At 47.9% G+C, this 22,917-nt stretch carries 22 protein-coding genes and 1 pseudogene; 16 read left to right on the top strand and 7 right to left on the bottom strand.

Going from position 1 to position 22,917, the window contains the following annotated elements; all coding sequences use genetic code 11:
• Nucleotides 1–32 precede the first annotated feature (32 nt).
• The 3 genes and pseudogenes from ACMGG9_RS01065 to ACMGG9_RS01075 all read left to right on the top strand — a co-directional run bounded on the left by ACMGG9_RS01065 (nucleotide 33) and on the right by ACMGG9_RS01075 (nucleotide 4,325).
• Nucleotides 33–2,948 (top strand): type I restriction endonuclease subunit R, encoded by a 2,916-nt coding sequence (locus tag ACMGG9_RS01065; protein ID WP_414161841.1) that lies wholly within the window; start codon nucleotides 33–35, stop codon nucleotides 2,946–2,948.
• Nucleotides 2,949–3,092: 144 nt separating this feature from the next.
• Nucleotides 3,093–3,245: pseudogene (locus ACMGG9_RS01070) on the top strand (YgjP-like metallopeptidase domain-containing protein); the annotation flags it as partial.
• A gap of 165 nt (nucleotides 3,246–3,410) precedes the next feature.
• The gene (locus ACMGG9_RS01075; protein WP_414161842.1) at nucleotides 3,411–4,325 is read left to right on the top strand and encodes a restriction endonuclease; all 915 of its coding nucleotides are present in this window, start codon (nucleotides 3,411–3,413) and stop codon (nucleotides 4,323–4,325) included.
• Between the two features lie 119 nt (nucleotides 4,326–4,444).
• Here the strand turns inward: ACMGG9_RS01075 and ACMGG9_RS01080 are convergent, their stop codons facing one another.
• Nucleotides 4,445–4,672, bottom strand: coding sequence for a helix-turn-helix transcriptional regulator (locus ACMGG9_RS01080; RefSeq protein ID WP_057068579.1), 228 nt, complete (start codon nucleotides 4,670–4,672; stop codon nucleotides 4,445–4,447).
• A 155-nt stretch (nucleotides 4,673–4,827) separates the two neighbouring features.
• On the bottom strand, nucleotides 4,828–5,397 hold the full coding sequence (locus ACMGG9_RS01085; RefSeq protein ID WP_323093964.1) for an inovirus Gp2 family protein: 570 nt from the start codon (nucleotides 5,395–5,397) through the stop codon (nucleotides 4,828–4,830).
• Nucleotides 5,398–5,891: 494 nt separating this feature from the next.
• Between ACMGG9_RS01085 and ACMGG9_RS01090 the strand changes: the two genes are divergently transcribed.
• The 13 genes from ACMGG9_RS01090 to ACMGG9_RS01150 all read left to right on the top strand — a co-directional run bounded on the left by ACMGG9_RS01090 (nucleotide 5,892) and on the right by ACMGG9_RS01150 (nucleotide 14,230).
• Nucleotides 5,892–6,878 carry a hypothetical protein gene (locus ACMGG9_RS01090; protein WP_323093966.1) on the top strand — a complete coding sequence of 329 codons (987 nt, stop codon included), beginning with the start codon at nucleotides 5,892–5,894 and terminating at the stop codon, nucleotides 6,876–6,878.
• Between the two features lie 210 nt (nucleotides 6,879–7,088).
• Nucleotides 7,089–7,817 (top strand): DUF3944 domain-containing protein, encoded by a 729-nt coding sequence (locus ACMGG9_RS01095; protein ID WP_323093967.1) that lies wholly within the window; start codon nucleotides 7,089–7,091, stop codon nucleotides 7,815–7,817.
• A gap of 59 nt (nucleotides 7,818–7,876) precedes the next feature.
• A complete protein-coding gene (locus tag ACMGG9_RS01100; protein WP_414161843.1) occupies nucleotides 7,877–8,554 on the top strand; it encodes a helix-turn-helix transcriptional regulator in 678 nt (225 codons plus the stop codon).
• Nucleotides 8,555–8,608: 54 nt separating this feature from the next.
• Complete coding sequence (locus tag ACMGG9_RS01105) at nucleotides 8,609–9,073, top strand: hypothetical protein (protein ID WP_414161844.1); 465 nt, start codon at nucleotides 8,609–8,611, stop codon at nucleotides 9,071–9,073.
• Nucleotides 9,074–9,159: 86 nt separating this feature from the next.
• Nucleotides 9,160–9,519 (top strand): hypothetical protein, encoded by a 360-nt coding sequence (locus ACMGG9_RS01110; protein WP_057068555.1) that lies wholly within the window; start codon nucleotides 9,160–9,162, stop codon nucleotides 9,517–9,519.
• 81 nt (nucleotides 9,520–9,600) lie between these two features.
• Nucleotides 9,601–9,813 (top strand): hypothetical protein, encoded by a 213-nt coding sequence (locus ACMGG9_RS01115; RefSeq protein ID WP_100781458.1) that lies wholly within the window; start codon nucleotides 9,601–9,603, stop codon nucleotides 9,811–9,813.
• Nucleotides 9,814–9,911: 98 nt separating this feature from the next.
• On the top strand, nucleotides 9,912–10,733 hold the full coding sequence (locus ACMGG9_RS01120; RefSeq protein ID WP_165787423.1) for a DUF932 domain-containing protein: 822 nt from the start codon (nucleotides 9,912–9,914) through the stop codon (nucleotides 10,731–10,733).
• A gap of 70 nt (nucleotides 10,734–10,803) precedes the next feature.
• Nucleotides 10,804–11,274 (top strand): RadC family protein, encoded by a 471-nt coding sequence (gene radC / locus ACMGG9_RS01125; RefSeq protein WP_057068553.1) that lies wholly within the window; start codon nucleotides 10,804–10,806, stop codon nucleotides 11,272–11,274.
• A 12-nt stretch (nucleotides 11,275–11,286) separates the two neighbouring features.
• On the top strand, nucleotides 11,287–11,610 hold the full coding sequence (locus tag ACMGG9_RS01130) for a type IV toxin-antitoxin system YeeU family antitoxin (RefSeq protein ID WP_414161845.1): 324 nt from the start codon (nucleotides 11,287–11,289) through the stop codon (nucleotides 11,608–11,610).
• A gap of 36 nt (nucleotides 11,611–11,646) precedes the next feature.
• A complete protein-coding gene (locus tag ACMGG9_RS01135) occupies nucleotides 11,647–11,967 on the top strand; it encodes a TA system toxin CbtA family protein (RefSeq protein WP_100781461.1) in 321 nt (106 codons plus the stop codon).
• Nucleotides 11,968–12,080: 113 nt separating this feature from the next.
• Nucleotides 12,081–12,917: a DUF4942 domain-containing protein gene (locus ACMGG9_RS01140; protein ID WP_348856138.1), complete on the top strand. Its 837-nt coding sequence runs from the start codon at nucleotides 12,081–12,083 to the stop codon at nucleotides 12,915–12,917.
• Between the two features lie 414 nt (nucleotides 12,918–13,331).
• The gene (locus ACMGG9_RS01145) at nucleotides 13,332–13,853 is read left to right on the top strand and encodes a type IV secretion protein Rhs (RefSeq protein WP_414161846.1); all 522 of its coding nucleotides are present in this window, start codon (nucleotides 13,332–13,334) and stop codon (nucleotides 13,851–13,853) included.
• Nucleotides 13,850–14,230 carry a putative T6SS immunity periplasmic lipoprotein gene (locus ACMGG9_RS01150; protein WP_414161847.1) on the top strand — a complete coding sequence of 127 codons (381 nt, stop codon included), beginning with the start codon at nucleotides 13,850–13,852 and terminating at the stop codon, nucleotides 14,228–14,230. Before ACMGG9_RS01145 ends, ACMGG9_RS01150 begins: the two co-directional genes overlap by 4 nt.
• A 77-nt stretch (nucleotides 14,231–14,307) precedes the next feature.
• On the opposite strand, the gene ACMGG9_RS01155 is transcribed toward ACMGG9_RS01150, so the two are convergent.
• The 5 genes from ACMGG9_RS01155 to ACMGG9_RS01175 form a co-directional block, all read right to left on the bottom strand.
• The gene (locus ACMGG9_RS01155) at nucleotides 14,308–17,442 is read right to left on the bottom strand and encodes a type I restriction endonuclease subunit R (RefSeq protein WP_414161848.1); all 3,135 of its coding nucleotides are present in this window, start codon (nucleotides 17,440–17,442) and stop codon (nucleotides 14,308–14,310) included.
• Nucleotides 17,442–18,629, bottom strand: a complete 1,188-nt coding sequence (locus tag ACMGG9_RS01160) for a DUF4268 domain-containing protein (RefSeq protein WP_414161849.1) — start codon at nucleotides 18,627–18,629, stop codon at nucleotides 17,442–17,444. Before ACMGG9_RS01160 ends, ACMGG9_RS01155 begins: the two co-directional genes overlap by 1 nt.
• Nucleotides 18,622–20,025 carry a restriction endonuclease subunit S gene (locus ACMGG9_RS01165; protein WP_414161850.1) on the bottom strand — a complete coding sequence of 468 codons (1,404 nt, stop codon included), beginning with the start codon at nucleotides 20,023–20,025 and terminating at the stop codon, nucleotides 18,622–18,624. Before ACMGG9_RS01165 ends, ACMGG9_RS01160 begins: the two co-directional genes overlap by 8 nt.
• Entirely contained in the window at nucleotides 20,015–21,724 is a 1,710-nt protein-coding gene (locus ACMGG9_RS01170) for a type I restriction-modification system subunit M (RefSeq protein ID WP_414161851.1), read from the bottom strand. The genes ACMGG9_RS01165 and ACMGG9_RS01170 overlap by 11 nt, the downstream gene beginning before the upstream one ends.
• Nucleotides 21,725–21,908: 184 nt before the next feature.
• The gene (locus tag ACMGG9_RS01175; protein WP_049294769.1) at nucleotides 21,909–22,826 is read right to left on the bottom strand and encodes a restriction endonuclease; all 918 of its coding nucleotides are present in this window, start codon (nucleotides 22,824–22,826) and stop codon (nucleotides 21,909–21,911) included.
• Nucleotides 22,827–22,917 lie beyond the last annotated feature (91 nt).

Here is a 22,917-nt window from a genome sequence, read left to right on the forward strand (position 1 = left end):
GCCAGCAAAATAATAAAAGGCACGACACACTGATGGCAACGCAAAGCGAATACGAGTTAGAAGCGCAGCTGGTGGAACAACTGGTAGGCATGCACTACGAACGGGTGAATGTCACCGACGAAACCAGTATGAAAGCCAATCTGCGCAAGCAGATTGAAATCCACAACCGACTGGAATCTGCCCCACTCACGGACAGCGAATTTAACCGTATTTTTTTGCACCTGACAAAAGGCAATGAAGTTATCGATCGCGCTAAGATCCTGCGCGATCGCTACCAGTTGTTGCGCGATGACGGCACCGAGAAGTGGCTCAGCTTTATCAATAAAGAGGAGTGGTGCCAGAACGAGTTTCAGGTGACGAGCCAGGTGAAGCAATTCAATGCCGAGCAAAGTACACGTAAAACCCGCTTCGACGTCACTCTGCTGATCAATGGCCTGCCGCTGGTGCAGATCGAGCTTAAGCGTCGCGGCCTGGGACTGAAAGAGGCCTTTAACCAGATCGATCGTTACCATCGGGATGCGTTCTGGGTCGGCAGCGGCCTGTTCCAGTATGTGCAGATCTTTATTATCAGTAACGGTGTGGATACCAAATATTACGCCAACAACCGCGCCAACCATTTTGAGCAGACCTTCTTCTGGACCGATGAAAAGAATAATCCGCTTAAAGCGCTGGAGAAATTCACCGACGCATTTCTGAAAGTGTGTCACATCGCCAAAATGATCACCCACTATACGGTGTTGAACGAAACCCGTAAGTGTCTGATGGTGATGCGCCCGTACCAGTTTTACGCCTGCGAAGCGATGATCCGCCACGTGAAGGAGAATCTCCGCAAGCAGGGACGGCCTGAGAACGGCTATATCTGGCACACCACCGGCTCCGGTAAAACGCTGACCTCGTTTAAAGCCAGTCAGGTGATCATGGAAATGCCGGAAGTGGATCGGGTCATTTTTGTGGTCGATCGCCGGGATCTGGATTATCAGACAGCGAAAGAGTTCAACGGCTTTGCAAAAGACAGCGTGGACACCACCAACAACACCAGTACGCTGATAAAACATCTCAAGCAAAGCAGCACCAAACTGACCCTGACCACCATTCAGAAGCTGAACAATGCCATCACCCATGAAAGGTATAAAGCGCAGCTCGCACACCTGCGCAAAGAGCGCATCGTCTTTATCTTCGATGAATGCCACCGCAGCCAGTTCGGTGATACACATAAAGCGATCGTGAACTTCTTCGAGAACGCGCAGCTGTTTGGTTTTACCGGGACGCCAATCTTTGCCGATAACGTCAATATCACCAATGGTGTCAAACAGACCACCGAGCTGTTGTTCGAGAAATGCCTGCATAAATACGTGATTGTCGACGCCATCCGGGACGAAAATGTTCTGCGCTTTGCCGTGGAATATGTAGGCACCTATAAGCGCAAAGAAAGTAGCAATGAGATCGATATCGATGTGGAGGATATCGACACCAAAGAGGTGATGGAAAGCGACATCCGGTTAGGCAAAGTAACCGACTATATCCTTGCCCATCATAACGCTAAGACCCGCAATCGCGAGTTCACTGCGATGTTCTGCGTCGGGTCAGTCGATATGCTGATCACCTACTACAAACTCTTTAAAGCAAAGCAGGCCACACTGCAGGCGGCGGATGCCAACTATAAGCCATTAAAAATTGCCACCATCTTCACCTACGCCGCCAATGAAGCGGACAAAAGTGATAAAGAGGCGGTAAACGGCCTGCTGGATGAAGAAGATATCAGCCTGCCGCAGGGGGCGAAAGTTGATACCTCGAGTCGCGACCATCTGGATAGTTTTATTAAGGATTATAACGAGCTGTATGGCACCAGCTACTCGGCCAGTGACTCAAAGAGCTTTTACGATTACTACAAAAATATTGCCCAGCGCACCAAGGAGAAAGGCATCGATATTCTTCTGGTGGTGAATATGTTCCTCACCGGCTTCGACAGCCCGGCGCTGAACACGCTGTACGTTGATAAAAACCTGCGTTTTCACGGCCTGGTGCAGGCGTTTTCCCGTACCAACCGTATCCTCAACGAGAAGAAAAGCCACGGCAATATCGTCTGCTTCCGTAATCTGAAGAAATCCACCGACGATGCGATTGCCTTGTTCTCGAATAAAGATGCCTCTTCTAAGGTGCTGGTCAAACCTTTTGACGAGTACTTCGGGGATTATCAGGATGCCGTCGATCGCTTATTAATGCTGACTTCAACGGTAGAAAGCGTGGACGATTTACCGGACGAAGAAGCCCAACTGGCGTTTGTCACGGCATTCCGCGATGTGATGCGTTTAAAAAACATTCTCGAAAGCTTTGCCGATTTTGACGATGCGGCTAAACCGCTGTCGGACCAGACGCTGGCGGATTTTACCAGTAAGTACCTCGATATCCACGACAAGGTGAAAAAACACTCCAGCAAGGAGAAAGTCTCGATTCTTGAAGACGTAGATTTTGAAGTCTCGCTGATTCATCGCGACGAAATTAACGTCGGCTACATTTTGCGCCTGCTAGCGGGCATACAGGCGATGCCGCCAAAAGAGCAGCAGGAGCAGAAGAAAAAAATCATGGATATTGTCGATAGTGACGTCACACTGCGTAGCAAACGTGAGCTTATCGATAACTTTATTGAAAAAAGCCTGCTGCATGCCACGCATGACGAAGATATCACTCAGGTGTTTGAAGCCTATGTCGAACAGGAAAAAGGTAAGGCGCTGGTTGCTTTGTGCAGCGAAGAGCGACTCGATTTCATCAAACTGACCGGCTTACTGGATAACTACCTCTTTACCGACGTGATGCCCCGCGAGGATGAAGTGGCGGAAACGCTGACCTGGACGCCAAAGATTCTGGAACGCAAAAGCGTGCGAGCTCGGGTCTATGACCGTGTGCGCGATGTGATTGAAACGTTTATCAATGGGATGCGCGGATTTTAATATGCAAGGGCCAACTCACCTATGGCCCTTTAGTTCATGTTTTCTATATAAAAAATCATTGTGTTCATGGCTATGTTCGTCATTGATCTCGGATCAATGAGGGTCATGTTAACTTGATGGAGATCGGACAATTAATCACCGCGTGAGTGTATTGATAACGTGATCCTGCATGAGCTGTGTCATATTGCCGGGCATAACCATAGCGAGCGTTTTTACCGTCTGATGGGACAAGTTATGCCGGAATGGAAAGTTGTCAAAACGCGGTTAGATGAGATGGCTGGGGGTGATATTTTCTGATTTATGACGTGGAGATGAGACTTTATCTTGGTGAGCAAAATCAGTGAGATATATGTTCATACTCTCGCCAGTTGGAAGTACACTCAATTGCTAAGTAACGAACCAGACTTCAGCTGATTGGTTTAACGTAACCGATCTAATAGAACCATCATCAGGGATGTTTATATGGCAGTTCCTACCTACGATAAATTTATTGAACCAGTTCTCCGTTTTCTGGCAGGTAAACTTGAGGGCGTACCTGCTCGTGATGCACATGAAGCTGCGGCAGATGCTCTTAATCTTGATGATAATCAGCGAGCAGAAGTGATAGCCAGTGGTCAGTTGGTTTATAAAAACCGGGCAGGCTGGGCACATGACCGTCTGAAGCGAGCTGGATTATCGCAAAGTTTATCCAGAGGAAAATGGTGCTTAACACCAGAAGGGATTAAATGGGTACAGGCCCATACCCTGCCACTTACCGAAAAAGAAGTGAACCACTTGGCTTTTGATTTCATGAACGTGAAGTTAAAACAGCAGCCAGATGCTGTCGATCTTGATCCAAGACCAGCTGCACTGAACCAGGAAGAGCTGGCAAAAAGCAGTCCTGACGATCGTCTTGATCAAGCGTTAAAAGAGCTGCGGGATGCTGTTGCTGATGAGTTACTGGAAAACTTGTTGCAGGTATCTCCGGCGCGCTTTGAGGTTATCGTACTGGATGTACTTCATCGTCTGGGATATGGCGGACATCGGGATGATCTTCAGCGCGTAGGCGGTACTGGAGATGGTGGCATCGACGGCATTATTTCGCTCGATAAATTGGGGCTGGAAAAAGTTTACGTGCAGGCTAAGCGCTGGCAGAACACAGTTGGTCGCCCTGAACTTCAGGCGTTCTATGGTGCGCTGGCCGGACAAAAGGCCAAACGTGGGGTATTTATTACCACCTCCGGCTTTACCTCTCAGGCGCGAGATTTTGCCCATTCCGTTGAGGGAATGGTGCTGGTTGATGGCGAACGCTTAGTCCATTTGATGATTGAAAACGAGGTTGGCGTTTCCTCTCGTTTGGTTAAAGTGCCCAAACTGGACATGGATTATTTTGAGTAATGAGTGAATTCTAGCCGGAGGGACAGCTCCGGTGATTTGTCCGAAGTGTTTTCTCTCTAAGGGCTGGTTTTCGTGTTTCTGAGTTATCAGTGACATACATTTCGCTGTGTACTGTCTTTTCATCGCAGACAGTTCCCCCGTGAATCCTCAATACGTTGCTGCATCCAGCTCTCTACTTCGCTTTTAAACCAACGTGAACTACGTCCCAGTTTGATGGGTTTCGGAAATTCGCCATCCTGAATAAGTTTATAAAACCATTTGTCGGTCATGCCGGTATATGTAGTGATAAAAGTCATGTCTATAAGCGGGTCTTCAGCACTAAGAATGGGGTTATTGATAGTAGCCATGGAATCTCTCCCTCTGAAAATTAATGATGGGAGGAGTCCGGTATAGTTGAGTTCTATTGCACACCAGTACTCCTTCAGAGAATAGGGATTGCCAGTAAAAAAATACCTGAGCGCCTTATCGGCACCGATAGGCTGGGGCGAATCTTGAGGGGATATCAGCGCTGGCTGCATCCAAAATTACGCTCGCCATCACCAGTAACCTTGGTATGGTCCTTTGCAAGATATGAAGCCCGTAATAATGCCTCCTGTAGTTGCTCGTTATTCCCTCGGTCAATCCAGTACACCGGGCTTTCCGGAAAGTGTGCCAGCGTTGCATACTCCTGTGTACCCACCCGTAAGGCGCTACACCACGCCTGTTTGATTAATCCTGCCAGTGAAGCCGGATCGTTATAGTTGCCTGCGGAACACCAGACTTCGCGATTAAGCAACAACACCACGTGATAGTGCTTTTTACCGTTGCGTTCTCCATATTCCTTTGCCCAGATATAACGCAGGTCGGTCATGCGTTTTCGGTTGCCATCGCGGTGTTTACGAAGCAGATACGCTGCAATCTTTACTTTCAGAGAGTCTATAAATCGGGAGATGACAGCAGCATCTGTAGCTGCTGGTACATTGGGTAGGCGTAGATCAACTCTCAGCATTAATACTCGCGGATAAGCCTTAAGGGCGTTCAGTAAGGTGTCGGTAATACGTTGTTGCCAGAAAGAATTAGAGGTGTAATTCATTATGGAATCTCCAGTGGTTTGTTTTTCACATCAATGACTGGAGCTGTAAAAAAATACTCTTAAAAATAATTCTTCAGGTAATTAAAGCTGAGGTTTGATGTTTCAACCTATCTTGATTAAATCATTTCTGATTACAAAAGGGTTATGAAGGTAACCCATAGCTTTAAGCGTAACAGAGAGAAAGGATGTATCAGGTATATATTACCAATCCGACAGTTTGTGCTATGTAAAGTGTGTACATCCGGTGGCCATGCACCATCAATCTGCTCCTGGCTGGTCCTTCAGTCACTCTGGAGTTAACGTTGTATGGGGGAGTTGATTGACTATGCTATTAAAGTGCCATCAGTCCCAGTATTTAAAGGAGTTTCGTGATATGAATGGAACGTTTTTTCCTTGTTTTTTCCTCTATCAGGCATCATTTTTAACACGAAAAATCTTCATTAACACCTTGGCTTAAGTTACCCTAAAAGGAGGATTGAGAGAAGGAACTGGACATGAGTGATGAGCGTATAAAAAGGATGAGAATCAAATCTGCGCAGGAATTGTCAGGAGATGAACCAATGCTGATAAGGGAATATCTTTCAACCTTTCCATTGTCTATGCTCGGGCGCATATTAATATCGCTAAATATAACGATAGCAAACTCAAATTTCTCTCAGATAGCTAATAATGCCCCGGAATTAATAGGTTTTATTTGTTCTGATGTCGTTTCTGATAAAATAAAATCTCCTTTTGATAAGATAAATAAACTTGTAAAAGATGTAGAAAGTGACGCTTTCTCCGATGGTTGTATTGTATGGCTAAAAAATGATATCGAGGCATGCCACTATTTCTGGTGGAAACTGATGCAGCTCGAATGGAAAGGTGTGTTTAAACTGCTCAGAGCGGATAATATACATCTCTACAGTGATGTGGGGAGTAAGCAGCAAACTCAATGCGTTTCTGATACATTTTGTTTGCCCAGAGTCGTAGGCGGACATAAAGAACGCTATAAATCCATTTTTACCTTATTAAGTTTGTTGCCATTCAAAAATACTGAAATAAATCTTCTGATTTCACATTTATCCTGTAACTACAAGAGAGATAAAGAGATATGCAGGCATGAGGTCAATGTCACCTCTTTGATGAAAAGCAAAGAGTCGGTTTCTTTTTCAGTTTGTTACTTAAAGAAAAAAAATATGTTCCTGGCTGATTTAGAACCTCTCACGGAGAGTGATAGTAAATACGCATTAATCACACAGCTTTATATGCTTACAAGAGAAGATAATTTCAAAGAGTTAGTCACCTCGTTGACTAAAGCTTGGTCACAAAAGAAGGTACGTGAAAAAAGAAAAGAGACAGATAAAAAACGGACTGCCGAACTTCTCGGCTTGAGCAAAGAAAGCATCAGGATGCTTAAGGAATTATCAAAAAAACACAGTATGGGCCAATCAGAACTGATGGATCTGGCTATACAGTCTTTGTTCGAACAAATGCAATAATTCATCATAAAATCAGACATATATCATCATAATGGATGACGGTAGCTTTCGATCTCAGTGTGTATGTTTTAGTCGTAGTTGTCACGGGACTATGACACTAAGTGTCGCATTCAACTCCATCCGCGTAAAAACTCACCATTTCAGAAGACATATCCGTGCCACAGCCCCCCTTAAAGTGTGAACTCTCACCACACTGACTGAGGAAGATTAATGGCTGTCTACCGTAACGACCCCGATTTAAACCTGCTGGGCCAGTGCAGCAATGAAGAGCTGCAACTACTGGTTTCTATTCTGACCACTGACCCTCGTGACGGCGACATCCGCTGGACAGAGAGCCTGACCAGCACCCCGGAATACCGTCTGCTGGCACCGGAACACCGCCGCTACTGGCAACTGATAGCGGCTGAACTTCAGCGTTACGGGGCCAATACGCTGGTAAGTTTGATTAGGCTGGGGCAGGGCGTGACCTATCGAGAAATCCTTGGTGATGTTTGCGACAAACTTGATGTGAACTTCAACCTGAAAAGCACCACCGAGACCATTGAGTTGTGTCTGCTGATGAAGGTGCTGGAGAAAAGCCTGGACCAGATGACACCCGAAGAACTGGCTACCTTTTCCCGCAATATGCAACTCGACCTAACCAACCCCACCCCTCAGCTCATTTTGATGGCAGTACAGGCAGCCATACGTACCTCCTCGCTGGCTGCACTGGAGCTTGCCACCGTACTGTCTGCAAGCGTCATTACCTCACTAGGAGGCGTCGCCACTTGGGGCACGGTGGTGGTGGCATCCAGAGCACTGACCGTTATTGCCGGTCCCGTCGCCATTGCGCTCACTTCGGCGTGGATGATTTCCGACATTGCGGGTCCGGCTTACCGGGTCACCATACCGGCCTGCATCATCGTAGCCTGGCTCCGGCAGCAACGTCTTTCCCGCTAATCCATTTTTCACTGCCAGCAGATGACTGGTACCAATATTTTCTGCTGGGAGCACATAACATGTCTGAACAGGGACACCGCTATGATCGGTTGGCCAGCCGTCTCGCCATCCTGGTCAGTCGCCTCTTTATGGGCGAATCACTTGGCGTCAGACAATTGGCTCAGGAGTTTGGCGTTTCTGAGCGCACCGTTCAGCGCGACTTGCGTGAGCGTCTGCGTTATCTCGACATCGAATATTCCCGTGGAAGCTTCCGGCTCCTGGACGCCCGGGGTCCCTTTCGCACCAACAGCGACATTCTCCGCTTTGCCCGGATAACCAGCGTGGCGCATTACTTTCCTACTCTGGATCCCAGGCTGCTGTCGGTGTTGCTCGACAGTGGTCAGGATTCCCCCTGCATTATCTGGAATGCCCCGCCACGTCAGGCACCTGCGTTGTTTGGTGGTTTCCAAGCTATCGTTCAGGCCATCATTCGTAATCGCCGTGTTCACTTTCTGCATCAGGGTCATCAGCAGTCTGCAGTGGCCCCTTACCGGCTTATCTGTCTGGACGGGGAGTGGTACTTGGTGGCTGTATCGAAAGATCGCATTCAGGTGTTCACCCTTTCATCCATCACTGATGTGGTGATGACTCTCAGCGGTTTTGTGCGAAACAGCCATATCACTCGCATTTTTCAGGACCCGAGATTCATCCAGGCTCTGCCGCATTATCAGTATATCAGCGGGCTCATCAGAGAATGAGCCTGCATTCCCGTCCGTCAGGGCAATTTGCTTTACTCACAAAAGGATACATTCATGAACATTTCATCACTCAGCGCGTTGGTGCTGGTCTATGGCCTGGTTCCGGTCATGGCGCAGGCTTTCGGAAATAAGGACACTTGGTCCAGCGGTTGGGGCCAAGGCGTATCAGAGTTTGTTATCAAGGGGAAAGGTCAGTCGCAGTTATATCTGTCCTGTGCGGATTACGGCTCACAGCCAGCCACGGTCATATTTACGGACGCTAACGGGCATGAAGTCAGTATGGATGAGGATAAAAACCTCCAGGTCAGCATTGACGGTGGAGAGGCCATTGATATCAGTGAGTCTGGCAGTCGTCTCGGCAGCAATAACCTGGTGCTGGCCTGGACACAGTTGCGTAACGGCAAACAAGTCTCGGTATCCGGCGAAGGTGTTAAGCCAGCTACCTTCACACTAGCTGGGGCGGCGAAGGTGCTGCCAGAGTTTGGCACACACGGCTGTGTGGCAAAGGCCTCACTCTGATTTGTACCTGTTTTTACCTTCTGTTGCTGGTAATGAATGATGATATTCGTGTTCCGGCGATACGTTACTCTTAAAAGGAATACGCTGTGAAAATCAAACAATGGTTGATACCCGCACTGCTTTTATTGTCTGCTTCGGCGCTGGCCGAGCCAGCTTCTCCAATAAAAGTGGAGACCAGTGATTATGTTCATCCTGCCGGAACACGCTACGCCACTGTAGTGGTCACCTCGCTGGATGACAGTGTGAGAGTTGAAAACATTGACGTTAATCGGGGCAACTGCCGCATCGACAACAAAAAGTTTATGTCCTCCGTTAACAAGGAAACCATTCTGCCGATCACTCTGCACTACGGGCAGTCCGTCAAAGTGAATTTTTATAATGAGTGCGTGGCTTCGGAAGTGGTAGTCACCACCGACAGAGGGGCGTGGCGCTACACCTATAACTGAGTAGTCTCTCTGTTTCATCTCCCTCCATAAAAGACGTCACATCACCAACGGACTGCCGTCAGGCAGTCCGGAGCAAACCCTATGATTTTTCTGAAAATGCTGGTGACCGCTTTGGGTCACGTTCTGACCTGGTACGGCGGTCAGCAAGCCCGACAATTTATTGAAATCCGCTTTCGTCAGGCCGGTCGCGATGACGACAGCATAGATGCAGCCAGAGAAGCAGCCACGCTGCTGGTGACCGCGCTGATAACTGCCCTGATGGCGCAGATATTACGGATCCTGGACAACTTCTGAGCCGCCTTCTGCTGCAACGATCACTGAACCTGCATATCGCCCCTGCCTCCTTACGGAGCAGGGGCTTTTGTTTTTATGCCCCAAAACCTAAGGAAATTATCATGAAATTAGCCAGTCGCTTTGGTGCGGTCAACCTGGTTCGCCGCGACCGTCCTCTAACCCATGATGAACTGGCGCATTACGTTCCGAGTGTCTTTAGTGAAGAAAAGCATGAATCACGTAGTGACCGATACACCTACATCCCGACCATAACCCTTCTCGATAACCTGCAGCGAGAAGGCTTCCAGCCGTTCTTCGCCTGCCAGACTCGTGTGCGGGATCAGAGCAAGCGTGAACACACTAAACATATGCTGCGCCTGCGCCGCGAAGGCCAAATCACTGGCAAGCAAGTGCCGGAAATTATTCTGCTTAATAGCCATGACGGTTCCAGCTCATACCAGATGCTGCCGGGGCTATTTAGATCGGTTTGCCAAAATGGGCTGATTTGCGGTGAGAGTTTTGGTGAAGTGCGTGTTCCCCATAAGGGTAACGTGGTGGAGAAAGTCATTGAAGGGGCTTACGAGGTACTGGGGATATTTGATCGGGTGGAGGAGAAGCGCAATGCAATGCAGACGCTTTTGTTACCGCCGCCAGCACAACAGGCGATGGCGAAAGCAGCATTAACCTATCGCTTTGGTGAAGAGCATCAGCCGGTGACGGAATCCCAAATCCTATCCCCACGCCGCTGGCAGGATGAAAGTAATGACCTGTGGACCACTTATCAGCGCATTCAGGAAAACCTGATCAAAGGCGGTCTGTCTGGACGAACCACTAAAGGTAAACGAGCCCATACACGCGCTGTTAAAGGTATCGACGGTGATGTAAAGCTCAACCGTGCTCTGTGGGTGATGGCTGAGAATATGCTGCAGCTTGTTTCATGAACCTTTTTATTATCCCTTCCCCTAGGCCTTGCCAATAAACCGGCGAGGCTTTTTGTTTTAAGGAGCAAATATGTCTGTATTCAATTTATCCCCGGTATTTCCTGCAAACGAGCAACGCATCATTCGTCGGGCGTTACGACTGCTGGAGAAATATCAGCGTCAACCGAGTGAGCCATTTACTTCCACCAGCTTCACTAAAACCTGGCTGCAATTACAGATGGCTCATCAGGAGCGTGAAGTTTTTATCGTGATGTATCTCGACAATCAGCACTGCCTGCTGGGATGCGAAACACTGTTTACCGGCACACTCAGCCATACCGAAGTGCATCCCCGCGAAGTGGTTAAATTGGCTCTGAAACACAATGCCGCTGCGGTAATTCTGGCTCATAACCATCCGTCAGGTACGACAGAAATCAGTCAGCAGGATAAACACATCACTCAGCGGATAGTGAAAGCCTTGGCACTGGTAGAAGTGCGAGTGCTGGATCATTTGGTGGTTGGAAACGAGGTGGTCTCCTTTGCCGAGCAGGGTTTGCTTTAAACGGAGATATCCATGTCATTAAAACCATCCCATGAATGGGGGCTACAAAGCGATATCACCCCACGATTTGGCGCAAGATTAGTTCAGGAAGGCAACCGGCTGCGTTACCTGGCTGACAGGGCTGGATTGACGGGGAGTTTTAGCCCAATGCACCTGCAGCAATTAGATCTGGCTTTCCCGCTGTTTGTAGAACAACTGGAAGATATGCTGCGTGCTGGCGAACTAAATCCACATCAGCAACGTCAGGTAAACATTCAACTTGCGAGTTTAACCTGTATAGCTGATACCCGTGGTAGCTGCGGTTACGTTTACATTTCTATTTATCCCACCCTGTAACACCTTCTCTCTTCTTCTTTTTTCAGGATTCTACCCATGCACATTTCAACTGTACTGGCCAAGGTGCCGGTTTCGTCACATCTGTCGCCCGTGCAGGTCTGGCAGCAACTTTTAACGTATCTGCTGGATCACCATTACGGCCTGACGCTTAACGACACGCCATTCCATGACGAGGCGGTCATCCAAGAGCATATTGAAGCTGGTATTACACTTGCTGATGCAGTGAATTTCCTGGTGGAACGCTATGAACTGGTGCGCCTTGACCGCAAAGGATTTACATGGCAGGAGCAGACACCATTCCTAACCGCTACCGATATTCTCCGAGCCAGGCGAGCTACCGGATTAATAAATACCTGAATACTTCGAGCCTCATTCCTGATTTTTACCTCTGAACTTCCCACCTTTTGTATTCATCGCATAATGCGCCAGCCACTCCCGGCAGGCGTGTTTGCTTTAATGGACGATTAACGATGCAAACAGAACCCGATGTATTAACGGAGCACAATGAACTCATCCTTTCGACTAGTATCGAGCGCGTTGTCACAGGCCGAGATACCGCCCTGAAACAGATCGAACAGCTCATTCAGCAGCTTGATGCCATTTCAGGGTTAACCTCAGAAATTGGCGGTGGTACAGCGCAAGACTGGGCGATGAAGCCAGGGCACCGCTACGATAGTTGGCTGACTGAGAAGGCAGATAAAGCGATGCCTGCCGTCACCCGCAATATCGACAGTAGTATCTGGCGCGATTTGATGCTGAAGTCCGGCATGATGGCCTTAATGGATGCACAGGCTCGCGACCAGTGGCACAAGAACCTGGAGGAGGGCGATCTTCCTGCTATCAGTGAGGCGAACATTCTCAGTACTTTTGAACAGTTACATCTGAACAAAATGGAAGTATTTGAGCGCGGGATCATTAACGTCTTCAAAGGCCTGTCATGGGATTATAAAACCAATAGCCCCTGCAGCTTTGGTAAGAAGATAATCATTAACCATTTGGTAACTCATAACCGCTGGGGCTTTAGCCTTAACTGGGGTTGGCGGAGGGATCAGTTGGCTGACCTTGAGCGGATGCTGTTTTTACTTGATGGCAAACCAATACCTGACAGCCGTGGTGATATATCTTTTCGATTGATGGAACATATTCGGGATAACCCGGCTAAGAATGCTTACGAGGATGAATACTTCAGCATCCGCTACTTTCAGAAGGGAACAGCCCATCTGACATTCAAGCGTTTGGAGCTGATAGAAATGATGAATGACATTATTGCGAAACACTATCCTGGGGTATTAGCTAAGACCAACTGAAGTAGAGAGTTTCAGTTGGTCCCTGCTGACGAATTTGTCTAAAAATGGGATTACATGCATTTTTTAACTAATTGATTTTAAATGATTGCTAACTAAAATTGATTGAGTATACAAGTGAGTATATAGACTAAGGTTGGATATTTTTATATTTAATTAATTCAGTTGATTAGTTTGATTTGGCGAGTCCGGCCTTCGCACCATTAAGTACCGCGCGAACAAGAAGCCACCGAAAGGTGGTTTTTTTGTGCCTGGAATCTGCCCGCCACCACTACCTGCCTATTTTCACTCTGTATTGACGTATTTCCCATTTCAGTAAAAACCGGATCTTCCTGATGCTTTCCTAAGGCCTATCTGATTGACCTTAAAGGTTAAAATGACGTTTCATTGAACTCTTTCGGATCAAGGAGTTCCAGGATGGAGCCACAACAGGAAGGGATCACGCGGGCGTTAACACCGGGCGAAATCAATCTGGCGCGTTCGGTGTTTGGCAGCACCATTTTCTATCAGAGCGTGTTGGTTCACTGCGACAGCTATCTGCCGTTTGGGCTGCAGAATCAGTACACGGCGATGAGCCCGAATGGGGAGTTGTATTTTCGCAGGGCTTTATACCGACCTGATTTTACGGTGCATCATTTGGCACAGCACCTGTTTGTCCACGAGATGGCACATGTTTGGCAGCATCAAAGAGGCATGTGGGTGCGTACCCGTGGGCTTCTCAGTTGGGCGGTGAGCTATCAATATCGGCTCGATCGTTTGCTGTTGCGTGAGTATAGTATGGAACAGCAAGCATCGATAATTGCAGACTATTTCTATCTCAAGAAATTTGGCGTTAGCGATTTTATCGGTTTATACGGTAGGAATTACTCAGGGATAGTAGACAGAAGTACATTGTCAAAATTTCAACCCATAATCAGAAGCGCAGGGCTGCCACTATGAAAAAACTCCTCTTACTCTTTATTCCTCTTTTTATCTCTGGTTGCCCTATGGGGGATAAAGTCAATTTACGCCCGGCAAAAGCAACGACTGTCGGTAGCAAGATCTGCGTTTTTGTCGATAAGAATGACATGGAAAGAGAGGAGTCCATTCTCAGGGTAGCCATATGGAAGTATGGCAATGATAATTATGTCTATGAAAAATCATATGCAAACACGCCTGTTGCATTGGAACCTGGGAAGTGCGTGCCCGGCATCGGTGAGTATGATTTTATCCCTGGTGAAGGATACAGTGTTATTGTCAGTACGCCTTTGCATCCTTATGAGGCCGGGTTTATTGTGTGGAAGCGAGGTGAAGAGGTTATGTTGGAGCCGTATTAGGTTTTAATATGATAATATGAGTGGTTTATTTATGAATTTCATAAAGGGAAGTTTCATCTTCCCTTTATGAGTGAAATTTAAATCGTCCAACTATTCGAAACAACCTCGGCTTGTTTCAAAATAAGCTCAACGGCGCCTGCGGTTTTATCCGGAGGATATTTATATTTACGCAGTGTTTGTCTTACCAAAATACGCAGTCTGGCACGCACACTTTCTCGTACTTGCCAGTCTACCGTAGTGGACTGCCGCAGTTTCAAGGTAACTTCAATTGCCAGTTTTTTGAGCGTTTCGTCACCTAGTTCACGCACAGCACTTTCGTTTTCTGCTAATGCATCGTAGAACGCGATCTCATCCGGATTGAGACCTAGAGCATCGTCGCGTGCCATGGCTTCTTGGAACTCTTTAGCCATCTGTATAAGCTCTTCAATTACCTGTGCAGTTTCTATTGCGCGGTTATTGTACTTAAGCAATACGGCCCTAAGGCGATCTGAATACTTTTTCTCCTGTACTACGTTATTTTTTGTACGAGCATGAATGCCGTCGTTCAACAACTTCTCTAGCAATTCAACGGCCAGATTACGCTGAGGCATTTCACGCACTTCTTCTAAAAACTCTTCTGAAAGTAAGCCGATATTGGGTTTTCCCAACCCCGCCAGTGCAAACACATCATCCACCCCGGTCGCAATAATAGCGTTATCAAGGATTTTACCGAGCAGCGTGTTTTTCTCTGACTGGCTGAATTTCTTGTCGGTTGTCGTCAGCTTGATAATCGCCACTTTCACCGCTGACAGAAACGCTATCTCTTTTTGCAATGGTTTGGCTTCATCCAGCGTACTGCACAGTGACCAGGCTTTGTTCATTGCCAGTACGACATCAAAAAAGCGTTTTTTACCATCATCGAGGCCCAGTACGTAATCTGCAGCTTTGAGTAAAAACCGTTGGGGTACTTCTTCAAAACCAGTGTAATCAAACCCGGCAGCGGTTGGTGTTTTGGCAAACATGCCGTGAATCACATCCAGCTTTTCAAGCAGAATAGCGAAAGCTTCATGAGCATCGATAGTGGTCTGCCCCTTACCTTTTGAATCGGTATAGGTTTTCAAAGCTTGCTTCAGCTCGTTAGCAATCCCGATGTAATCGACCACCAACCCGCCAGGTTTGTCTTTAAAGACTCGGTTAACGCGTGCAATGGCCTGCATTAGGTTATGTCCGCGCATTGGCTTGTCGATATACATGGTATGGCAGCAGGGGGCATCAAACCCGGTAAGCCACATATCGCGCACAATCACCAGTTTTAGCGGATCGTTGAGATCTTTAAAGCGCGCTTCAAGGCGTTTTTTGGTCTGCTTATTGTAGATGTGCGGCTGCAGGAATTTATTATCGGAGGCTGAGCCGGTCATGATGATTTTGATTTCACCCTTCTCAACATCATCGCTGTGCCATTCCGGACGTAAGGTGACCAATGAATTATACAGTTTCACGCAGATTTCACGGCTCATGGCAACAATCATCGCTTTGCCATTCATTGTGGCATTACGGGCCTCAAGATGCTGAACCAGATCGGCAGCCACCTGATTGATACGCGGTTCAGAACCTACAAGTTTTTCCAGGCGGCTCCAGTCGCCTTTAGTTTTCTCTTTCTGATCGGTCTCTTCGTCTTCGACCAGTTCATCAACTTGCTCAGAGAGCGTTTCCAGCTCTTCGTGGTTAAGGTCGAGTTTTGCCAGACGAGATTCATAGTAGATAGGCACGGTTGCGCCATCTTCCACGGCATCCTGAATATCGTAGATTGAGACGTAATCACCAAATACCGCGCGAGTATCTTTATCTTCGGAAGATACAGGTGTTCCGGTAAAGCCCATAAACGATGCATTGGGTAACGCGTCGCGCATATGTTTGGCGTAACCATACTTATAAGCGCCTGTTTCGCGATCCAGCGTGGCGTTAAGGCCATATTGACTGCGGTGGGCCTCATCGGAAATGACGACGATATTGCTGCGTAGATTGAGCGCAGGGTGAGTTTGTTCGCCGTCCAGCGGGGCAAATTTTTGTACGGTGGTAAAAATAATTCCGCCTGATTCACGGGCATTGAGCATCTCGCGGAGCTGGTCGCGGTCGTTCGCCTGCAACGGTTCCTGCTTAAGCAAATCTTGCGCCTGGCAGAACGTGGCATAAAGTTGTCCGTCGAGATCGTTACGGTCGGTCACTACCACGATGGTCGGGTTGTTCATTTCTGCCTGTTGCAGCAGCTTCCCGGCATAGCAGCACATTGAAATACTCTTCCCAGAACCTTGAGTATGCCAAACTACGCCCGCTTTTTTACTGCCTGGCGTGATGTTGCTGCGTAGCGGCAAGTGTTTACCGGTAGAGGCCACAATTGTCGCTGCCACCGCTTCTCGCACGGCATGGAATTGATGATAAGCGGCAATCTTTTTAATCAGTCGTTTGCCGTCGTTTTCAAACAGGATGAAGTAGCGAATATAGTCGAGCAGCAATTCACGGTTAAAGAATCCTTTAACTACCGTTTCAAGTTGCCACTCAAACAGCGGCTTGTCGTCTTCGTTAGACAGCGTTTTCCACGGAAGAAAACGCTCTTCGTTCGCGGTAAGGGAACCAATGCGGGCGTTATAGCCGTCACTGACTACCAGTGCTTCGTTGCAGATAAACAAATCGCTGAGTTCGTTTTTATAGGTCTGTAGCTGATTAAATGCAGCCCAGATATCGGCATTGGCATCGATTGGGCTTTTCAGTTCAATCACTGCCACCGGCAACCCGTTGATATAGCAGATGACATCCGGACGACGCACCTGCTTCGTTCCCTGGATGGCTACCTGATTTACCACCGTAAAACGGTTATGGTTCGGGTGGTAAAAATCCATCAACAGTGCTTTATCGTGGATAACGTTATCGTCCTGCTTGTACTGTACCGGCACGCCGTCGAGCAGCAGGTGATGGAAGGCTTTGTTACTGACGATTAGGTCTGGGCTTTGTGCATGGGCGATACGCAATATCACCTCATCCAGAATGGCAACCGGGAGATGCGGATTAATTTTTTGCAGCTGTTCCAGCAATAACGGGCGCAAAAACACATCGTGGAACGAAGCACGCAGCGGATTATCACCGTCGGGCGCGATATCCGGGCCATGTAACACCTCCCAACCCAGTTCAGCAAACCACTGCAGGCTTTGCTGTTCTAAATCGTCTTCACTCAGCATCAGGCTTCCTCTGTCTCGGTTTCTTCCATTTCTTCCGGCGCGTTTGAAATCTCTTTGAGCGCCATATTCAGTGGGGCAATAAAAGGAGCGAGCGCTTTTTCAAACTCCGTCAGGTTTACTAACAGCCAATCGATCATCTCGGGCCAGTTAGCTTCATCAAGGCTGATGGCCGGGCTGGCATAGGAAATTCGACAGGATTTCTTACCTGGCAGAGGCTCCCACTTAAGCGCATGACCAAACGCGTTTTCAATTGCCTCTTTGCGCTCATGCAGCCAGTTAAAAGCAAAGGTATTACTTTCAGCGGAGGCTTTGGCAATCCACAGCTCAACCCGAATCTCTTTTTTACTGAAAATCAGGTTATACGACACGGCGCTAATGCCAGAACCTGCACTAAGCCAGTGGTCAGTGGACGGGCTGATATTGTTATACAACGTGCAAGAGCTAGTTTTTAGACGCTCTAGTGCCTTGGTCCAAAAAGATTTACGGGTCATCAGAGTTGTTTTAACACCACTACTGGTGGACAGCTCTTCAGCTTCTTTCTGGGCCATGCCGATCATGAAGGATTCCGCTTCCGGCGTAGGGATAACCTGCCGAATATCAACGAATATATCGTCGTTGAATTTATAGGGTTTAACCTTAAAACACTGAACCCGCAGGCCAAATTGCATCAGCCATAGTGCTGTATTGGTGACTTCCTTACGGAAGCTGGCGGCTACCATCATCACCCGCTGAGTACGGCTCTGATTGATTTGTATTTCATCCAGGCTTTCGCATTCCAGAAACTCTGCCATGACTTCCGCCGCTGGACGGGTTTCTTCCTGTTCGTATTTGTCGAGATAACGCTGGAAGATATCGAGAATTTGCTCTTTACGCAGATTGGCGCAGTAACCGGCGTACTTCAGTGCCTGCCAGACAACATCACGCCCGGAATCATCGAGTTTGTTTTCTATAATCACTAGATTGTGCTGTTTATCAATTGCTAGCAGGTCGAGGCGCTCTTTGGTATCGTCAAACCCGGCGAACTCTTTCTGGATAATCAGCAGTTCGTCGTCATTATCACGGGTCAGCGCCTGTGGGTTTTTTGCCAGCCATTCCTGCAGATCACCGCGCTCAGTAAAACCGAGACTGCTAAATGAGACTTCCTGTAAGGAGTCCAGGCTTTTGTTGTTTCTGTCGACTTTATACATTTTCTGCCTCCCTTGCCCCTTGCTCAGTGTCCGGCAGGGTAATTTCGCCTGAGAGGAGTTTGGGGAGAAGGGTGTCGCGGAGTTGAGCTAGCGACTTATTCTCAGTGTTTCGAACCCGATTACCATTAAGGATCAAATCACTAGAAGTGCCGAATTTTTGGAGTACTTCATCGGGAGGAACAATCCAAACATGCTGTTCAAGCACCGATGCATCAGCACGTTGTCTCCCACTAGTTCCTTGCATACTTTGTATTGCAATAGTTCTGAAAGAATCTAATCTTGCAAAAAAATAGCTGATCGATAATGGCAGAATTTTCTTAGATCTCATGACTATGAATTCTGTAGATCCCCACCCAACGATTTCATCAGTTGGTAAGAAATCTACGTATGCAGTTTTTCCATTTTCAAGACAGGGAGTAATGCGAGCGAGTAGCGTATCGCCATTTTTGAATTTGCTTCCGCTGCTAAACTCTCTATCAATTATATCTTGAGCCGAATGCCCAGTAATAGGCACATTCTTCATATCAAGATATGACGCAACATTTCCTTTTTTCAGAACACGTTTAGGATTGAATTCGATAATATCACCGAGTTTACCGATGCTCCACCCTTCCGGAATCTCCCCCAACTCACTATCCTGCATCGCAGACGGAAACAAATCTGCCGTAGCTTTTAACTCAGCATATTGCTCAGGATGTTCACGCTCAAAAACCACCAGCGCATCAGCATCTTTCCCGGAAATCGCCGTCATGGCCGCCAGCGTCGCGTCTTCCTGAGAACCACCCGCTTCCAGCGCTGCGATTTTTGCTTTTACAGGTTCAAAATCGACAAACCAGCTTTTGAACAGGGCTTGCGCCATTTGCTCGAGGGTTTGGTTGATTTTTTTATTTATCTGAGATTTCAATGCTAAAGAAGTCATTGTTTTTGCAATCCAAGACTCAGCTACTCCCAATCGAGGAATTTTCAAATCCTTGAGTACAGGAATTCGCACATTGCTTACTGTTGTTCCCGTACCTTCATTCCAAGAAATTTGATGTTGCACATAGGGAGATTGTAAGGCCCAAAATAAATAGTAAGGATCAACTTTACTATTAGCTCTTAATAATACTTGGCGCTGGCCAAGGCAACACTCAATACCTTCAGGAATTAAGCAAACCTCGCCCATTGGGGCTTCGCGAGTAAAAACGATATCATTCGCCTTAGGTTTTGCCCGCTTAATTCTGTTCTTGTAGCCATCTTCATCTGTAAAACTCGGTGTTGAGAGATCTAATACACCATTACGAATATTTTGATTTCGAAGAACAATAAAACCCTCATCCGTCCATTTTGGCGTGGAGTGGGGGCAATCAATAACTAATTCGCAAAGCTCCTCGAGACGCTGTTCTTCAAAACTCATAACCCAGCCCCCACAGGTTCGTCTTAATCTGTGCTTCCAGTTTAGCACTCTCTTCCATCTGAGTTTTAAGCTGCGCCGTCAGTCGCGCCATCTTCTCTGCAAATTGCTCATCATCTTCTGCCTGCTCAGCAGCGCCAACATAACGCCCTGGGGTTAGCACAAAGTCGTTTTTCTGAATATTCTCCAGCGTGGCTGAGAAGCAGAATCCGGCTTCGTCCTGGTAATCTTTATCTTCCTGCCAGCCGTGGAAGGTGTCGGCAATTTTGGCGATATCCTCGCGGGTGAAATCACGCAGTACGCGGTCTTTCATAAAGCCAATTTGTCGGGCGTCGATAAACAGCACTTCGCCCTTACGGTGCGCTTTACCGTTGCCGCCGGATTTATCCTTGGTCAGGAACCAGATACAAGCCGGGATTTGGGTGTTAGTAAACAGCTGCCCCGGCAGTGCTACCATGCACTCCACCAAATCCGCTTCGATCAGGTTGCGACGGATTTCGCCTTCGTTATTGGTGTTGGAACTCATCGAACCGTTGGCCAACAGCAGCGCCATTGAGCCTTTTGGCGCCAGATGATGGATCATGTGCTGCATCCACGCAAAGTTAGCGTTACCCTGCGGTGGTGTGCCGTATTTCCAGCGCACGTCATTTTCCAGCTTCGCGTTCCACCACTCTTTCATGTTGAACGGCGGGTTAGCCATCACGAAGTCGGCTCGCAGATCCGGGTGCTGATCGTCCAGAAGGGTATCGGCGTTTTTGCTGCCGAAGTTAAAGTCGATGCCTCGGATCGCCATGTTCATCGCTGCCAGTTTCCAGGTAGTCGGGTTCGACTCCTGGCCGTAGACGGAGATATTGCGTTTCTGTTCAGCAGCGTTGTAATTTTTCTCACCCGCGTGTTCTTCAATAAAACGATCGCTAGAGACGAAGAACCCACCGGAACCCATTGCCGGGTCATACACGCGCCCGTTATATGGCTGCAGCATTTCGACAATCAGCGTAACGATACTTTTTGGTGTGTAGTACTGGCCGCCTTGTTTGCCTTCCGCCAGTGCAAACTGGCCGAGGAAATATTCGTAAACGTGTCCAAGAATATCTTTGCTTTTTAAGCTTAGCTTCTCGCCGTTATATTCTGGTTTGCTGAAGTTTGCGTCGGAGAAGGTGTTGATGAGGCCAGTCAAAACCTCATTGCCCAGCTGGAATTGGCTGATGCGGTTCAAAATACCTTTCAGTTTTGGGTTGGTTTTTTCAATTTCATCCAGCGCATTGTCGATAAGCCAAGAGACCGATCGCAGTTTAATTTCTTGGCCTGTGGTCTTATCGACCCACAATACCGTCCCGGTCGGCAGCATGGCTTTGTTTTTCAGCGTTTCCCAGCGTGCGGCTTTGGGTACCCAGAAGACGTTTTTCTCGGAGTAGTAATCTTCGACCTCTAGTTCTTCCTGGATCGCTTGAGCGTACTCTTCATCAGAATCGTAATCGTCGCGTGACATGGCATAGATGTTGTCCGGGTTGCCAACATCGCGGAACAAAGTGATCAGCTCCTGCTGGCGAGCCTCGAAGGCATCGGAAACATATTTTAGAAAGATCAGCCCCAGGACTACATGCTTGTAGTTGGCGGCATCCATATTGGCACGCAGCTTATCGGCGGCCTTCCAAAATTTGTTATCCAGCTCGTTTAAGAAAAGCTGCTCGTTGTTATTCATGAAAATCCTCAAGAAACGCTAAATCTGAACTAGTCATTTGGAATGTGTATCGCAAAATGATACCCGCAAGCAGAGCAATCTTAAACGACATAAGCCAACTAAAGGGACAAAATACGGCATGGCCACACATCGGCCAGGAGATATGTGCTCGACCTCTAAGAAATTACCGATTTTGCAAGGGGGATCACTGGTCGAAGTAGTCGCTATCGAGTTTAGGAACCTTCAGCAACGTTGAACTAACACCCACCTCATTATCCATCATCAGATGTACCAATCGGTTACCGTCGATAAGTACCATGCCTTCCACCGATTGCGCATAGGCAACGGCATGCTTAGTAAAGCCAGAGGTCGTGATGAATACCCCTCGTTTGGCCTTTTGCCCCACCAGTGCACCGTAGAAGGCATGCAGCTCAGGACGGCCTACGGTGTTTTGCCAGCGTTTGGCTTGCACATACACTTTTTCTAAGCCGAGCTTGTCTAAAGAAATTACGCCATCAATCCCCGCATCACCGCTGCCTCCGACACGCTTTAAATCATCGCGATGGCCGCCGTAGCCTAAACGGTGCAGCACATCCAGTACGATGACCTCGAAGCGGCCTGGAGATACTTGGCTAAGGTTCTCCAGCAGTTCTGTTGCTACCGCATCGCGGATCTCTTTGATTGATTGTTCCAGGCGATCGTCTGGGCTATTCGTTAACATCGCTTCGGTGAGAAGGGGTTCTGTAACCGGGTCCAAATCCACTGCATCACTATTTTGTTGAAGTTTGACGTTGGTATAAGCCAAAGCGAGGTGTTCGACTTCTGCTGCAGTAAGCGGGTTTGGATGCTGCTTTAACCAGTCGATACCTTTGGCGGTTAAGCACCATTTGCCTCTGGATAAGCTGTGTGAGAGCCCAGCACGTTTCAAACGATCGTGAGCCCAGCCGGTACGGTTCTTGTAAACCAATTGGCCGCTGGCGATGGTCTCTGCCCGTTGTTCTTCGTTTAGGTTGAGTATGTCTGCTGCTGCATCTTGCACATCCCGAGCAAGTGCGCCTTCGGGCTTGGTTGCCAAAAAGCGAAGCACTGGCTCGATGAATTGGTCGTAGGTAGGTACTGACATGCTGAGGTTCCCTGTTTTTCCTTATTATTCCTATGATACTGCACAAACTCGGTTTTGAAGTTGACAGGTAGCACGCTGTTGCAGGCAACTT

Source organism: Serratia sp. BNK-10 (assembly GCF_047456065.1).
Lineage (GTDB): Bacteria > Pseudomonadota > Gammaproteobacteria > Enterobacterales > Enterobacteriaceae > Serratia > Serratia ureilytica.